Source organism: Paenibacillus hunanensis, assembly GCF_034055775.1.
Classification (GTDB): Bacteria; Bacillota; Bacilli; order Paenibacillales; family Paenibacillaceae; genus Saccharibacillus; species Saccharibacillus hunanensis.
In genome coordinates this window covers 5,538,937-5,554,901 of sequence record NZ_CP139194.1, presented here as the reverse complement: position 1 = coordinate 5,554,901, position 15,965 = coordinate 5,538,937, and the positions used below count along the sequence as shown (strand labels likewise).

Genomic DNA, 15,965 nt, shown 5'->3' with positions numbered 1-15,965 from the left:
TCAATTCATAAATTGTAATATTTTCCACCTAGTATATACAACTATGTTGAAGGAAGCAAAGGTTAAGGAATGGAAGGACTACAAGTCATTCGTCTCGTTCAGTGATGCTTATCTATAAGTTGCTCTCCAATAGCTCATCATTCAATGAATAGCCAGACCTCTATCTATGTGTGGACACGAACTATATGCTGAAAATGACAGATCAAATACCAATCTCCACACCCTGATCCGCCTGCTGCAATGCCTGTACAATCTGCTCTGCACTCTGATAACGACTGCGATTCACGATAAAATCACGTGCCAGACGTGCCGCACTCGACTTGATATGCAGACGTTTGGCATCGTCCTGAATCGCTTCGATATCCTTCGCGTGCGCCAGACCGACTACCCGGCGCATCATCTCGCTACCTGCATAACCGACCGTGTCCTCCAAAATATGCTGTAGCTGATACTCCAGATACCCTGGCACCGCGGCAAAATGCTCCTGGTTATTCTCCTGCCACAGCTCTGTATAATGCGTCTGGAACACATTCCATACATTCGTCACATGGTGCAGTAGTTGCTCGCGCGTATGATCCTGACGCGCCAGCGCAGACAGCAGTGTATTCGCGATAAACAGCCCGATATCGTACCCGATCGGCCCATAAAATGCGAATTCGGGATCGATCACCTTCGTCTCCTCATCACTCGCAAAAATACTGCCTGTATGCAGGTCACCATGCAATAACGCTTCCGCCGAGGTCATAAAATGCTGCTTCAGCTTCGCACCTTCCAATAGTAGCTTCTGGTCACTCCACAGCTCTTGAGCCAGCTCGGTTAAGCCTGATTCCACCGCATTGCTCTCATCGTCAATTAGCGGATACGTGAAGACAAAGTTTTCAGTAATTTTGCACAGCTCTGGATTATGAAATTGTAGTGCCAGCTCACGCCGCGCATCTGCGCCGAGGGCAAAGTCAGACGTCCCATATAGCGTCCGCGCCAGATACTCTCCAATATGCGTGGATAGCAGCGGATACACTGCGCCTTCGGCAAAGCCGGTGCGTACGATTTTCAAGCGGGACAGGTCTTCCATCACTGTAATCGCATACTGCTCATCGGTGTGATGCACGACGGGCACATATTCCGGTGCATAACGAGCGAAAATTTGCAGCGCTTCGCTCTCCATACGCGCTCGCTCCAGTGTGAGCGGCCAGCTCTCACCGATGACGCGTACATATGGCAGCGCCTGCTTGATGATAATGCCGCGTCTAGTAGCAGCCTCGGTAATATGGAAGACGAGATTGAGATTACCGTCTCCAATTTCGCGACAGCTAAGTCCAGTGGCAGCTTCAAACACGTTCAGCTTCACAGCTAGCTGAATCGCGGTTTGCTCGTTTAGCGGCTCGTAGGTGGCTTTGGGGGATGTGCTCATAATTTCCTCCTTGGGTTGGGAAAAACTTGCCAGTGGGTTTGGACGTGGGCTGTTGTTGATAGGGACACCACTCCGGCAAGGAATAAGGGAACGGACTCGGGTGGAGCCGCGGGAATCTACCGGATTAGGAATGAATGTAGATTCCCGCCCCTCCAAAGGAGTCCTTTTCCCTTATTTCCTTGCCTTCGTTCTGTGCTTGGAGCAGCAATAACAGGTGCGTTTAAAAGACTGGCAAGCTTTTTCCCTGGGGTGTGTTGTAGCAGTTAAAACCTTTATAAAAATCAGGAACTTAGGATTTACTTTTAGTGGTTGTATGATCTTTCTTTCATGATCGAAATGGTAGTTTTTTAGTGGTAGAGCAGGATGCTGACAGTAAATGAATGTAGATTCTAACCTCAGACCTTTTGCCGGGCACGATGTACGAATGTTACGGCTAGTGCTAGGACGAGAACTGCGCCTTTGATGATATCTGTAGCGTAGTATTGGACGTTCAGCATGGTCATGCCGTTGACGAGGATGCCCATCAGGACGGCGCCGAAGAAGGTGCCGATTACGTTGGGGCGGCCTGCGCCGAAGACGGAGTAGCCGACGAATACGGCTGCGAGTGCGTCCATTTGCATGGACGAGCCAGCGTCGACTTGACCGGAGCCGACGCGTGCGGCGAATAGGATACCACCGATGGCTGCGAAGATGCCGGATGCGACGTATGCGAGTGTACGGATACGGTTAACACGCAGACCGGACAGGCGGGCGGCTTCCTCGTTGCTACCCGTCATGATCATCTGGCGACCGCCGCGTGTGTATTTGAAGAACAGGTGCATACCGATCACGGCGAGAATCATCAGGATGACTGGAAATGGAATGCCCAGCAGGCGACCCTGACCGATCCACAGGAACGAATCAAGCATGGTACCCGGTGCCTTGGTGCCATCCTGAAATTGCATATTGTTGTAGATCGCATAGCCTTTTGTATATGTGCGATGAATCCCGCTAATGATATACATGACTGCCAGTGTGGCAAGCAGGTCGGGGATTCGGATTTTGACGATTAATAAGGAGTTCAGTAAGCCGACAAGAATACCGAGAATGATCGGTACGATGATCACGACGATCAGTGGCATTTGATACCAGACCATCATGGCAGCGGATACGACGGTGGTTAGCGAGACGGTGGAGCCTGCGGACAGGTCGAAGCCGTCAACGGTAAGCGAGATCGTGATGCCAATCGCCACAAAGGTTACGATCGAGATCGAACGCAAAATGTCGGTAATATTGTTGTACGTTAGAAAGTGCGTGTTATACACGGAGAAGAAGATCAGCACCAGACCGATAAAGATCAGCGCTCCGTAGCGATATGAGAATTGGGCTAGCTGGTGTTTCATACAAGTTCCTCCCGGCCTGCGCTGGCGTAATATAACAAATCCTGATGCGAAGCTTCGCCATAAGCGAATGACTTGATGATCCGTCCGTCACACATGACAAGGATACGATCAGCCAGTCCAAGCGCTTCTTCAAATTCACAGGTCAGATACAAAATGCCCTTACCCTGCTGAGCCAAGCCGCCGATCACCTTGAAAATATCGCGTTTGGCTCCAATATCGACCCCTTTGGTCGGTTCATCCAAAATATAGAGATCGGCGTTCGTTTCCATCCATTTACCGATGGCGACCTTTTGCTGATTGCCGCCGCTCAGATAGCCCGTGAGCTGTCGATCCGAGGCGGTCTTGATTCCAAGTGCGCCGATCAGCCTATCGCCATGCTTGCGCTCGGAGCGTCCAGAGATGATGCCGAGTGAGGTAATCTTTTGCAGCATCGGTAGGCTGAGGTTATGCAGAACGGATTCCTTAACGAGAATGCCTTCCTTGCGTCGTTCCTCTGGCACAAGCACGATGCCTGCCTTGATCGCCTGCTGTGGGGTGCGTGCACGAACGCGTTTGCCATTCAGCTCAATCGTGCCGCGCTCGGCTGCTTCGGCACCGAATAATAGCTTGGACAGCTCGGTTTTACCCGCACCGACCAGACCGACAACGGCGACAATCTCACCACTGCACACTTCAAGACTCACATCCTGCACATGCCGTCCAGCCGCCAGATGACTCACGGTAAGCAGTGGCTCACCGATCTCGGCAAATACCTTCGGATACTCCTCCTCAAATGCACGTCCAAGCATCGAATGCACGACTTCACTGGCATTCGTCTCCTGTGTAGGCAGCGTGCTCACCCGTTTACCATCTCGCATCACCGTAATACGATCGCAGACACGGAAGATTTCCGGCAATCGGTGTGAAATGAAAATAACACCAATTCCCTGTGATTTGAGCTCCTGCATAATCGTAAATAGTCGCTCTGCTTCCTCAATGCTGAGTGGAGCTGTAGGCTCATCTAAAATGACAAATCGTGCTTTCTCTGCCATCACGCGAGCGATTAGCACGAGTTGCTTTTCTGCTAGTGATAATTCGCTCACCTGCTTGCGCGCATCAATAGCAAAGCCGAGTCGCTTGAGTATGTCCTCCGCTTCGCTGTAGAGTGATTTCCAGTTCAAAATAGGGCTACCACCAGAAGCGGTAATACGATGCAGCACGATATTTTCCGCAACCGATAGCTGGGGAATTAGCGAAGTATCGACCTCCTGATATACGCACTGGATACCAGCACGCTTAGCTGCGGCAGGCGAATCAATAACGACAGGCTGTCCGTCAATCGTGATGCTGCCCTGATCAGCGCTATAGGCACCGGATAATATTTTCATCAGCGTACTCTTGCCTGCGCCGTTAGCACCGAGCAAGGCATGAATCTCGCCGCTGTTCACCTGAAATGCCACGTCCTGTAGCGCGGGTACATTGGCAAATGATTTGAAAATACCGGTCATCTGTAAACTGCCACGGGTGGACGCTGCGGAGTTGCTCATGATGATGCTCCTTTCTATTGCTGCCTGTGATAGCAAAGTATCCACCTGCACGGGCATAAACCGCACAGGTGGATCGGTACTGACATGGATTGGTAAAGACGATCGCTGTATTGGATTCGAATCTCCATCCCAGCGTCGTCTCCGTTATAATGGAGCCTTTATCGTGCTTTTGTGTTCAACCGAATTGAGCTGGGCATACACTTTATGGGCTCAACCCTATTTCTATCGATGCGTGAAATGGTACATTCAGGTGAGTTCAGGTAAGCCAGCTCATTTGCAATGTTGTACTTACACTGGTCGTGCCTGATGCAGCTTACTTGCCCGCAGCGACGGCTTTTTCCAGCTCTTTCAGCTGATCTGTGTTGCCTTGATCGCTGTCGCCCCAGCCTTTCACATACTGGTTCAGGTCAGCGGTCGTTACTTTTTTGTCCTTAGGCAGTTCTTCGCGTGTTACATATACCGGCTCCAGCTCGACTTTATCGTCGGTTTTGTTGCCAGCGAATTTCTGATACAGATAACGAACCTGTACGCGTCCGATTGTTGTTGGGTCAACCGCTGCGGAAGCGATCCACGGGCTTTTCGGATCTTGAATCATCGTCAGATCCTCGTCGCTCATATCGATACCGTATACCTTGATCTCATCACGTCCAGCTTGCTTGATCGCGTTGGATGCCCCTTTTGCGAATTCATCCCATGCTGCCCAGACTGCGGTGATATCCCCTTTGTTCGGGTATTGCTTGAGGATCGCTTCCATTTGGGTCTGTGCATCCAGCTGCGCGTTATCCGCTGTACCAAATGCCGCAACTTCCTTGATGTTTGGATATTTTTCCTGGAACTTTTTATAAGAGATTTGACGGGATTCCATTGGCGGGAAGCCAGCCACCCAGATTTTTACGATATTTCCTTTGCCGCCTGCATCCTTAGCAAGCTGCTCCAGTGTCATTTCAGCCATCTTCTGATCGTTTTGTGCGAGGCTGGTTACGCCCTGCACACCATCCAGTGCGGAGTCGAATGCGACTACTGGAATACCTGCTTGTACGGCTTTTTGTACGCCAGCTGTCAGCGCGCCTGCATCACCGTGGTCGATCAGGATTCCGTCGAATTGACCCTGGTTCACGGCTGCATCGAGTGAGGATGCCATTTTACTCAAATCGTTGTCTGCTGCAATAACGGTAACCGTACCGCCATACTTCGCCACCTGATTTTTCACGCCGTCTACATATTGAGCGGAAAAGGTACCGTTGTTCAAACGCATAATCAGTGCAATATTTTTACCTGCGAGTGGATTGCCGGATTGGCTTGCTTCACTGCCTGAGGCAGCGGTATTTGTGGAGCCATTGCCACAAGCACTTAGCACGACGGTGAAGATCAGCAGGATAGCGAGCAAAGCTGTGGATTTCAAACGAATATTCATTTTCTTTTCCCCCTGTACTTGGTTGCGTTAAAGCTTTAAACGAGTGTGATTAGCGATATTAGAATTTAATATAGAATCTAAATCCGAGTATGTCAATTGGTTTTGTTAAAATAAAAATAATGACTTTTTTGCTTCAGGATGTGATGGAGAATATTTTGGTGCTTTGGATATTCATATTTTTATTTGTATAAATATAGATTATGGATCAATTGAGAACGGCTGGATCGTTTTGTATAGCGATATAAACGGCATATTGTATATAAGTAAAATTAGTATTTCATTTATATATATGCATATATTCCCAATTTGCTTTAACTCCGCTACAATTACGGACTTACGTAATCCTGGATATTAGTTTACCACCTTACAGGATATTCGGGAGTAGGTTACAGGTATATCTTTTTCCTATAACAGGCGAGAAGGAGATGAATGATCGGGAGCTGGAATTTCTATACAAAGGAATGAATATCGAAAAAGTTCAGGACTTGAATATCAAAAAAGCTCGCTGTATACGTATGCTCTATAGCGTACGACAACGAGCTTTTATAGAAATAATAATGAAGGGCTGACCTAGCGACTGCTGAATGCCACCTTCAGCCCGATCGCTGCAAAGATGGTGCCTTGGATCCAGTTGATATGACGTGAAATACGCGGACTACGCAGGAGCCACACACGCACCCGATCGGCAAACAGGCTGATCAGAATGAACAACAATAACGCTTGAACGAGGAAAATAACGCCGAGCAGCAGCATTTGCAGCGGAACATGTCCAGCTTCGCGATGGATAAATGGCGGCAGTAGAGCGAGAAAGAACAGCGATACTTTAGGATTAAGCACATTCATCAAGATGCCACGGCGATACAGTGCAGTGAGCCGATAATGCGGCTGCTCACCCGTGCCGATCCAGGCTTCACTATGGGGAGCGCGAAAGGATTGCCATGCCAGATACAGCAGATAAGCGGCTCCGGCGTATTTTACGATATTAAAGGCGAGTGCCGATTGATAGATCACGGCAGACACCCCAAGCGTGGCGGCTGTAATATGTACAAGCAGTCCAGTGCATAGACCGAGTGTGGTGGCGATGCCAGCTCGTTTGCCCTGTGCGATGCTCTGAGCGAGCACGAACATATTGTCTGGCCCCGGGATGATGGTGAGCAGAACAGCTGCACCGAGAAAGGATAGAATCGTCCAAATATCCAGTGAAATCAACTCCTTATCTAGTCATAGGATGCTTTTGATTATAACGGGAATTTCCGAAATTGGCATTCGTTAGTATAGAAAAGAACTTGCGAGTGTCTTAAAGACGAATAAAAGTGTGCTGGCTATAGCGTCTGGTTATAAGCAAAGCGAATGGTTGCGCTTACAGGAGAAGTAGTCAGATCGTTTGGGAGCGAATGGGTTCATCAATTGTACATACTATCTTTATGAAAGCAAAGTTTGAATCGTACGTAAAATGGGAATATAGTAAAAGTAGGGTAGCCCATAGCAATTGATTCTGCAAACATAGTATAGTGACGTGTCTGACATGCTTGTTATGCCACCATAAAGCTAGTGACAGCATTGGGATTGATGCTGTACATATGATGTTACAGACCGCCTATCCTGCTTATGATGCAGACCCTCTATACGTAGATTGCCCTTAGCTTGTGCTAACCCGTTAACCGATGTGGATGATGATGTTCAAATAATACGAAACGGAGTGATACACATGAATCAGCAGCAACAAATCGAAATGGCACGTCAGATCAGAGAGCAGAGCTTCGCGCAGGTTGATGGTTCTGTGCTGGCTCCGCCTCGGATGCCAGAAGCACAGCGCGAGGAAATTCGTATCCCTACTTCATTAGTAGAAGCGCGTGCAAATGTGTACCGTCCGTTGAATGTAGATGGCGCGCTACCGGTATTTATCAATCTGCATGGCGGCGGCTTTATTATGGGACAACCAGAAATGGATGATCCGTGGTGTGCATTTATTGCGGAACGGACGGGCTGTGTTGTCGTGAATGTCGATTATGTGCTGGCACCGGAGTATAAGTTCCCGGCACCTGTGCATCAGTGCTATGAGATTGCTACATGGATTCATGAGCATGCGAAGGAGTTGAATATCGATCCAGAGCGCATGGCGATTGGTGGACATAGTGCGGGCGGTAATCTATCCGCAGCGGTGTGTATTTTGAACCGTGAGCGTGGCGATGCTTTGCCGATTCGTTATCAGATTCTGGATTACCCACCGCTCGATCTGGCAACCGATCCAGGCGATAAGCCGGACTTTGCTGAGGCGATTCCTGCTGATATGGCACGTACATTTAATGCGATGTATATCGATAATGCAGAGGATGCACGCGATCGACTCGCTTCGCCGGTATGGGCACCCGATGAAGCCCTGCAAGGACTGCCACCTGCACTTGTGATTACCGCAGGGAAGGATTCGCTGGCTGCCGAAGCAGCGAAGTATGCGCAGCGTCTGGAAGCAGTCGGCGTACCGGTCGTGTACCGCGATTACCCGGGTGAGGCGCATGGCTTTACACATAACGGTACGGCTGAAAATTCGCTGGAAGCGTGGGAACTGATGGCAGATCACTTGAAGGACGTTTTTGCGAAATAAAAAAAATTTCGTCAAATAAAAAATTGCGTTGGACATCAATTGATATGCGTGATGATCCGTAACATAATAGCCACCAGTGCCTTTATGCGGCAATGGTGGCTATTTTAGCGTTCGTAGCGTGTTAGCGTCTAACGCTGTTGGGGTTCGCCAATCCATGTATAGAAGTCGATGCAGATACATAACCTGTGCTTCGCTATGAGTAACGATATACATCATGGATCTTGAATCTTGAATACAGCCATATGCTAATGCGCTACATTACAATCCTATACAATTCAACCTCATACAACGAGTTAGCGACGCTGATTACGATTGCGATAAGCACGCACAGATAGGACAGTGCCCAAAATCAATAGCGCAACTACTCCGACAATAGAGACAAGAGAAATAATTAAATTCGACCATTCGATATGCATAATACGTTGGCATGTACGCAAGCTCATGGAGAATTAGAACGAACAGAAGCGCATCCCCGTATTCCTTCCTAGAGTTGGGGCTGTAACTCACCTATGCCGTTTGCGTACACTGCCTTACACCTCCTATGAATTTGAGTTGTGAATAAGGCCACACACAGAGAGACCGTTCATTTTACATAAAATCAAAGAAATAACGTACCACATGGAAAAATACTGGCGCCGTATAGGTCAGACTGTCGACCCGGCTCAGGTAGCTTTCCTTGAGCGCTTCGGCGCGGTCGCTATCTCCGATCAGCAGATCGCGCTTGAGTACCGACAGCGTGAGACTGCCAAAAAATCCAGCAAGGCTGATCAATGCCCCGATAATCAGCGCAAAGCCCCAGCCAAATGGTGTCAGGTAAGGATGGATGAGATACGATGCAAGTGTCGTTGCGACAAATGCACAGGCAAAGCCTTCCCATGTAAGATGCGGATTCGAAGTGGGAACGATACGTCGTTTACCGATGTACATCGATGCCACATAATGCACCACATCATTAAGCTGAGTGAGTACAACGAGAAACAATACCAGCCCACCGCCATATTTCGGCGTTGCAAATGGAAAATACGCCAGATGGCTAAGCCCGAATACCATCAGCATCAAGCCCCACTGGGTGGAGCTAACACTACGCAGGAAGCCACCGGTGCCTTTGTTAATCAGGCGCGGCAAAGGCAACAGCAGGAATACATAGATCGGGATAAAGACGATAAACATGCCATACCAGCCGATGTAGATCCAGTAAAATTGCAGCGGTATCGCTAGATACGACCATAGAAATAGCCGCCGATCTGCCTTCCGTGTGCGAATCATCGAGTAATATTCCTTTAATGCAAAAAACGTCAACACCATCAGCGACAGTAACGAGACGATCTGGTTAAACAATGTCGCCAGACAGAAAATGAAAAACATTCCCCACCATGTCTTGATTCGCGCCCCGATCACACGATAATCTTTATCCGGCTGGAGCTTCCCAATCACTATGTATACGAGCTGAATAACAAGCATTGCTGCAAAAATCAAAATGAGCGTAAACGCTGAACCGCTCATACCGCCTCACCATCCTATCCTTAACATGCACGATTGTCTGTCAAATGATGACTGAGCAGACAGGTACTCCTATGTTATTATGAAGGAATAACGTTAACTTGATAAGAGGGGAATTGCAGCATGAACGAAGAACAGTCGGTTTTTATTTTGCTGACCAACACCGGAACACTATTCACGCGCATGATCCAGCTCTATACAAAGGCGCCGTACAACCATGCTTCCATCTCCTTCGACCGTGAGCTACAGGAGCTCTATAGCTTTGGGCGCAAGCATCCGAGTAATCCGCTGAACGGCGGTTTTGTGAAGGAAAATATCCAGACCGGTACATATAGCAAATATCCCAATACGACCTGTGTGATCTACGAGCTCAAGGTGACGCCACGCGAAGTCGAGAAGATGAAGCGTGTGCTGAATATTTTCATCCGCAGTAGCCCGAAGTACGGTTATAATCTGCTTGGTGTGATCGGTGTTGCTTTGCAGGAGCCGGTGGAGTTTAGCAATTCGTACTTTTGCTCGCAGTTTGTGGCAGAGATTCTTCATCGTTCGGGGATTAAGCTGTGGAATAAGCTACCTGCGCTGGTCACGCCGAACGATCTGCGAACAAGCGAGCGACTGCGGATTGTGTATGAGGGAAGGTTACGAGATTATGAGCCAGAGCGGGAAGTGGAGTAGAGTGCAGAAGAATGAGACAAGAAAAAAGGCTATGTTGATCATAGCCTTTTTCGTGATGGATTGAAGTTCATATCTCTGTCTGAATGGACATCAAGCTGCTTCATGATTGCGGCTAGTTTCCTGTTTCTCTTCTCATTGTTTTTCTGAATCCGCTCTATAAGTCTTCGGGCATCTTCGCCCTCGATGGGTGGGATTTCTCTCCAATATATTGACATGATATCATCGTCCTCGTTACTGGAAGGATAAGGTCTATTGTTATACGAGTGTGTATGCATGAATACAATCTTGTATAGCCATTGTTCAACTACTCTCCTGCTCCGTCCCCACCTGCTCCCGATGTGCATACTCATGCTTGAGCAGCCAATCCTTACGCGTTAATCCACCGGCATAGCCGCCCAGCTCTCCACCCGAAGTAATTACGCGATGGCATGGAATAATGACCGCGAGCTGATTCGAACCATTCGCTCTCGCAACCGCACGCGAAGCGGTAGGGCGTCCGAGTGAGATGGCAATTTGCTGATACGAACGCGTCTCACCGGATGGAATCTGCATGAGCGCATTCCATACACTTTGCTGAAATGGCGATCCGATCATCCGAATCGGTGTCTGAAACTTCGTTAAGGTGCCAGCAAAATATTGCTCCAGCTCCGCTTCAATCTCGTCAATCGGACTCGTACGTCCGGGGATAATCGCTGCCTTTTCGCGTATTCGCAGGCGCTCTACCTCGCGCTCCAGGCCACGCCGATCAACGAACTCCAGTAGCACCAGTGACTGCTCATCTGCAATCGCCAGCATTGGCCCCAGCGGTGTATCCAGCCAGGTCGCCTTGAGCACATGCTCGCCGTCCAGACGCGTTGGTGCTGTGCCCATAATACGAGCGAACGCATCGCGGAAGCCACTGCTGGACTCATAGCCGGTATCAAGCTGGCTATCGATCACGCTGCGACCGGAGCGGATATTTTTGAGTGCAATGCCCATGCGGCGTGCGCGTGCATATTCCACAAAGGTCATCCCGAACCGTTTTTTAAACTGACGTCTTGCGGTCGATTCATCGATTGCTAGCTCGCGAAAGTCCTGCGTTTTCCAGCGCTTTTCGGGGTTGCGCTCAACCGCTTCTACAAGTGTGCGGATGACCGCGGATACATGGTTGGGATGAGATAATGGGCGGCAGCGCTGGCAAGGGCGAAAGGAAGCGAGCAATGCCTGCTGCGCTGTTTCGTAAAACTCACAATTCTCAAACTTCGGCTTGCGCGCCGGGCAGGTGGGGCGACAGAAAATGCCAGTCGTTTTGACACCGACATAAAATAAACCCTCGTACTCTGTATTTTTGGACACTAATGCCTCGTAATATTCCTGTTTGCGATCCAATGTAATCATCCGCACACGTCCTTTCTGCACGTTATTGTCTATAGGTGTATTATAGCGCTAACGGCAGCAGACATCGCCGAAAATCAGGCATGTATTTTACGAGAGTGAAATTCAATGAAATGAAGCTTGAAGAAATAACGGATGGATAGACTCGGAGCATTAGGCTTGCGTTATGAGCTTGGAACCGAAGTTTCGATACCTACCTCAAATTCAATCATTTCAGGCAAAGCTTGTCCGTTGTAGGTTCCTGATTGGGTGTGAAGATTATGTATGATCTCTGGAATATTCTGAATTTCCTCTCTTTGTCCGTGAACATCTACAAAATAATACTCGAATGTGCCTGAGCGGTTAGCATCTGAAGTTGCGGTGCGACCTGTACTGGGGACAGAAATGACCGCTTTATTGTTCTCATACGTCAAAGGAGCTGCGTCAGGCTGATCGAACAGTATGGTCACCTGCCCGGTATAGCCCTGTGGAATGAGCACGATATATGGCTGACGCTCCTGGCTGCATCCGAAAAATAAAGCAGCTGCAAGGATTAGCATCGTACTGAGAAGTACACCTGATTTTTTGATTTTCATGGCTCGCTCCTTTCTTCTGTATGTCATCTATGATGCGATGTATTGGGAAAGAGGTCTACTTCGATAGGAGGACGTGCTGGAGGTGACGTATTCATACGGGTACAGTAGGCGTACAAGTTAATGATGTATTTGATATATAAAAATAAAAAATGGAGGAATTCCCCCATTTTTTATTTTCTCATGTATTATTTCGTATCTTCCGGCACAATCACCTCTACATACTCCGGTAAAATATGCATTTCAATCGGTAGCGCAGGCCCTTCCTCGCCATCTACATTCGTCCGCACCGGTTCATCTGAGCGCACGGCAATCTGGCGTGCGGTAAAATACGTAACCTCATGATGCTCCTTGAGCTGACCAAGCAGTAGCGATGTACCGACAGCAAGTGAATTCAGTAAATTCAGATTATGAATGATAAAGCCATGCAATAGCCCATCATCGACCTCTGCATCTGGTGCGATCTGCTCAAAACCACCGACCGAATTGGTCAGTGTAGCGAGAAATAATGGAGACTCGCCCGACCAGGTCTGACCATCGTATTCGATCGTAAGCGGGGATGCGGAGCCACCGAACAGCTCTTTGACCCCTTCACGGAAATAGGCGAATGCACCAAGCTTGGATTTATCCTCCGAGCTGACCGAGGATAACGATTCGGCAAGCGAGCCTGCGGCAACGACATTGGCGAATAGCTGGTCATTTAGCCGCCCCATATCGACCTTGCGGCGCTTAGGAGACAACAGCGTCCGAATCGCTTCGTCGGTATTGAGCGGAATATGTAGCGCTCGCGCAAAGTCATTGACAGTTCCGAGTGGAATGACACCGAGCAGAGGACGATGCTCCTGATCCAGCAGTCCGTTGATCGTTTCGTGCAAGGTGCCATCTCCACCAACAGAGATCACCAGATCGAAGCAATCTGCGCAGGCAGAAGCACAGTATTTGGTAGCATCGAGTTCTTTGGCGGTTTCATTGATGACGACATCGTAATCTGCCTCATCGCGCAGCAATTGTTCAATTTTATCGACGTATTCCTGCGCCTGCTCCTTGCCAGAGGACGGATTGATAATAATCATAGCTCGCTTCACAGACCATGTTCCTTTCTATAATGGATTGGATACTATCGCTTGAGCGTATACAGCCTGAATATAGAGACGCAGTGAGAAGCAATATTGCTGAGAAGTTCTGTTTCCGAAGTCAGGCCGTTCACTGCGCCTGGTGCTAGCCATATGCACACATGAGTGGTTATGAAGAATGATTTTGCACCGTATCTTAAAGTTATATACCCTAAAATCACGCGTCTACGCTATCTCCATCAGGACAGATACACGGTGAAGGTCGTCGATTCACCGACTGTACTTGTCGCTTCGATTCGTCCGCGATGCTGCTCTACAATCGACTTCGCAATCGCCAGGCCAAGTCCATGCCCACCGAGCTGCCGAGCGCGCGACGTATCGGTGCGGTAAAAGCGGTCAAAGATGCGTGTTAGATGCTCAGATGCAATGCCATCGCCTGTATTGGTCACAGCCAGCACGGTCTGGTTACCCTGGCGATGTAGCTTCACCGTAATGCTACCGCCCGGATTACAATACTTGATCGCATTGTCGAGCAGGATCATCGTCACCTGATACATCTGCTGACTGCTGCCTTCGACCATCAGCTGTGGCGTGATATCGTAGTGCAGCGATAGATTTTTCTCGAAAATGACCGCTTCCATCGTTAAAATAATCGTTTCTACCGTTTCGCTCAGATCGAAGGGAGCGTGGACAACAGTTGTGCGTGCCTGCTCCATTTCGGTGAGATACAGCAGGTCTCCGGTCAGACGTGCCATACGCTCGGTTTCCCCTTTGATATAATGCAGCCATTTGGCTTGCTGGCGAATCGTATCATCCGGGTTGGCCAGCAGTACATCGGTGTTCGTGTTGATGACAGCGAGCGGTGTTTTCAGCTCGTGTGAGGCGTCTGCGATAAACTGCTTTTGCTTGTCGAACGCTTCTTGCACAGGCTGAATCGAACGATTGGCAAAATAGCGACTGGTGAAAAATAGCAGCACCAGCATAACAAAGCCGACCGCGGCGAAGCTATAGATCAGATTCGTCAAAATCTCCTGCCGTGCTGTCACATCTAAAAAGGTATACAAATAGCCATCATTGAGCTGTAAGCGCATATAGGCCCAGTCACTACCATCCAAGCTGAATTGTCCATGATCATTACTTCGCTGGAGTGCCTGCGCTAGCGCATTGCTGTACACCTCGCTATCCAGCTCGACCTGTGAGCTGCGATTAATCTCCTTGCCCTGTTTGTCGGTCTGCATCGTAAAGGCAACGAGCCGTTCAGGACGCATCCCATCGCCGTTGTTGACTGGCGTTGAATTGGAATTGCTTGTAGACTGCTGATTGCTGGAGGTCTCGGAATTATTGCTTGCCTTACTGTCTGTTGTGGAAGTACCGTTATTCGTGCCAGTGCCAGTGCCAGTGCCAGTGCCAGTGCCAGTGCCAGTGCCAGTGCCAGTGCCAGTGTTGTCGCGCATGTCTGGACGGGGGCGGTCGTTAGGGTGCAGATACGATTCAGAGATGCGTCCAAGATCCTGCTGAATGTCATTCTGCACATCCCGATAGGTGATGAAATAAATGGTAGCGAAGGCAACGAGCATCATAATCGAGATCGTCGCCAGATTCAGAATCAAAAATCGGTTACGAAGCTGTCTGAACATTACGTATTCACCTCAAGCACATACCCGACATTGCGAATCGTCTGGATGCGTGTAGTCGATTGGAGAAAATTGAGCTTTTTGCGTAGAAAGGAGACGTATACCTCCACATTGTTGTGCTCGGCTTCCGAATCAAATCCCCATAGCTTCTCGATGATTTGCTCCTTGGAGGTGATCGACTGCTTGCGCACAAGCAGTAGCTCCAGCAGCTCCGCTTCCTTCAGATTCAGCTTCATCTCCTTGCCGCCTACGATTAGCTTGAGATTCGCCATATTCAGCTCCAGATCGCCATAGCGGAGGGAATCATCTGGGGGTACGTCGCCCTTACGACGTAGAGCGGCGCGGATGCGTGCCATTAGCTCCTCTGAGGAAAAGGGCTTGGCGATATAATCGTCAGCGCCGTAATCCAGGCCGGTTACTTTGTCAGAAATATCGCCTTTGGCGGTGAGCAGAATAACCGGTGTGGAATCGCCTTGGTTACGCAGTGTTTTGAGGACGGTGATGCCGTCCATTTCAGGCATCATAATATCGAGCAGGAGCAGATCATAAATACCGCTCTGAGCATAGTCGAGCCCGGTACGCCCATCGTGGACAGCATCGACGGAGTAGTTATTCTTTTTGAGGATCTGCATGAGCGCTTCGGCTAGATGCAGCTCGTCTTCTACGATTAATATTCTCATGGGTGGGGTCATCCTTTTATTTAAGTATTGGTGTTGTGCTGGGTTGCTTGTACCACTCCGGCAAGGAATAAGGGGACGGACTCGGGTGGAGCCGCGGGAATCTACGGATGAGGAGAGAGAAT

The 15,965-nt window shown here is 49.1% G+C and carries 13 protein-coding genes; 2 read left to right on the top strand and 11 right to left on the bottom strand.

What is annotated here, in order from left to right; genetic code table 11:
* Positions 1-202: 202 nt before the first annotated feature.
* From mtnK to SK066_RS22570, 5 genes are all read right to left on the bottom strand, one after another.
* The gene (gene mtnK, locus SK066_RS22590; protein WP_320543109.1) at positions 203-1,411 is read right to left on the bottom strand and encodes an S-methyl-5-thioribose kinase; all 1,209 of its coding nucleotides are present in this window, start codon (positions 1,409-1,411) and stop codon (positions 203-205) included.
* A gap of 395 nt (positions 1,412-1,806) precedes the next feature.
* Entirely contained in the window at positions 1,807-2,793 is a 987-nt protein-coding gene (locus SK066_RS22585; protein ID WP_188775987.1) for an ABC transporter permease, read from the bottom strand.
* Complete coding sequence (locus tag SK066_RS22580) at positions 2,790-4,319, bottom strand: sugar ABC transporter ATP-binding protein (protein ID WP_320543108.1); 1,530 nt, start codon at positions 4,317-4,319, stop codon at positions 2,790-2,792. The genes SK066_RS22585 and SK066_RS22580 overlap by 4 nt, the downstream gene beginning before the upstream one ends.
* A 313-nt stretch (positions 4,320-4,632) precedes the next feature.
* A complete protein-coding gene (locus SK066_RS22575; protein WP_188775986.1) occupies positions 4,633-5,733 on the bottom strand; it encodes a sugar ABC transporter substrate-binding protein in 1,101 nt (366 codons plus the stop codon).
* 570 nt (positions 5,734-6,303) lie between these two features.
* Entirely contained in the window at positions 6,304-6,933 is a 630-nt protein-coding gene (locus SK066_RS22570) for a LysE family translocator (protein ID WP_320544949.1), read from the bottom strand.
* Between the two features lie 508 nt (positions 6,934-7,441).
* Between SK066_RS22570 and SK066_RS22565 the strand changes: the two genes are divergently transcribed.
* The gene (locus tag SK066_RS22565; RefSeq protein WP_320543107.1) at positions 7,442-8,335 is read left to right on the top strand and encodes an alpha/beta hydrolase; all 894 of its coding nucleotides are present in this window, start codon (positions 7,442-7,444) and stop codon (positions 8,333-8,335) included.
* A 588-nt stretch (positions 8,336-8,923) separates the two neighbouring features.
* Here SK066_RS22565 and SK066_RS22560 read toward each other — a convergent pair.
* Entirely contained in the window at positions 8,924-9,838 is a 915-nt protein-coding gene (locus SK066_RS22560; protein WP_320543106.1) for a phosphatidate cytidylyltransferase, read from the bottom strand.
* A 120-nt stretch (positions 9,839-9,958) separates the two neighbouring features.
* Here SK066_RS22560 and SK066_RS22555 point away from each other — a divergent pair, with 120 nt between their 5' ends.
* Positions 9,959-10,510, top strand: a complete 552-nt coding sequence (locus SK066_RS22555; RefSeq protein WP_250345057.1) for a hypothetical protein — start codon at positions 9,959-9,961, stop codon at positions 10,508-10,510.
* A gap of 300 nt (positions 10,511-10,810) precedes the next feature.
* On the opposite strand, the gene SK066_RS22550 is transcribed toward SK066_RS22555, so the two are convergent.
* From SK066_RS22550 to SK066_RS22530, 5 genes are all read right to left on the bottom strand, one after another.
* Positions 10,811-11,887, bottom strand: coding sequence for a bifunctional transcriptional activator/DNA repair enzyme AdaA (locus SK066_RS22550; RefSeq protein ID WP_320543105.1), 1,077 nt, complete (start codon positions 11,885-11,887; stop codon positions 10,811-10,813).
* Between the two features lie 161 nt (positions 11,888-12,048).
* On the bottom strand, positions 12,049-12,459 hold the full coding sequence (locus tag SK066_RS22545) for a DUF6843 domain-containing protein (protein ID WP_320543104.1): 411 nt from the start codon (positions 12,457-12,459) through the stop codon (positions 12,049-12,051).
* Between the two features lie 185 nt (positions 12,460-12,644).
* Positions 12,645-13,541: a diacylglycerol/lipid kinase family protein gene (locus SK066_RS22540; RefSeq protein ID WP_320543103.1), complete on the bottom strand. Its 897-nt coding sequence runs from the start codon at positions 13,539-13,541 to the stop codon at positions 12,645-12,647.
* Positions 13,542-13,768: 227 nt separating this feature from the next.
* Positions 13,769-15,166, bottom strand: coding sequence for a sensor histidine kinase (locus SK066_RS22535; protein ID WP_320543102.1), 1,398 nt, complete (start codon positions 15,164-15,166; stop codon positions 13,769-13,771).
* Positions 15,166-15,843 carry a response regulator transcription factor gene (locus SK066_RS22530; RefSeq protein ID WP_320543101.1) on the bottom strand — a complete coding sequence of 226 codons (678 nt, stop codon included), beginning with the start codon at positions 15,841-15,843 and terminating at the stop codon, positions 15,166-15,168. The genes SK066_RS22535 and SK066_RS22530 overlap by 1 nt, the downstream gene beginning before the upstream one ends.
* Positions 15,844-15,965: the final 122 nt, after the last annotated feature.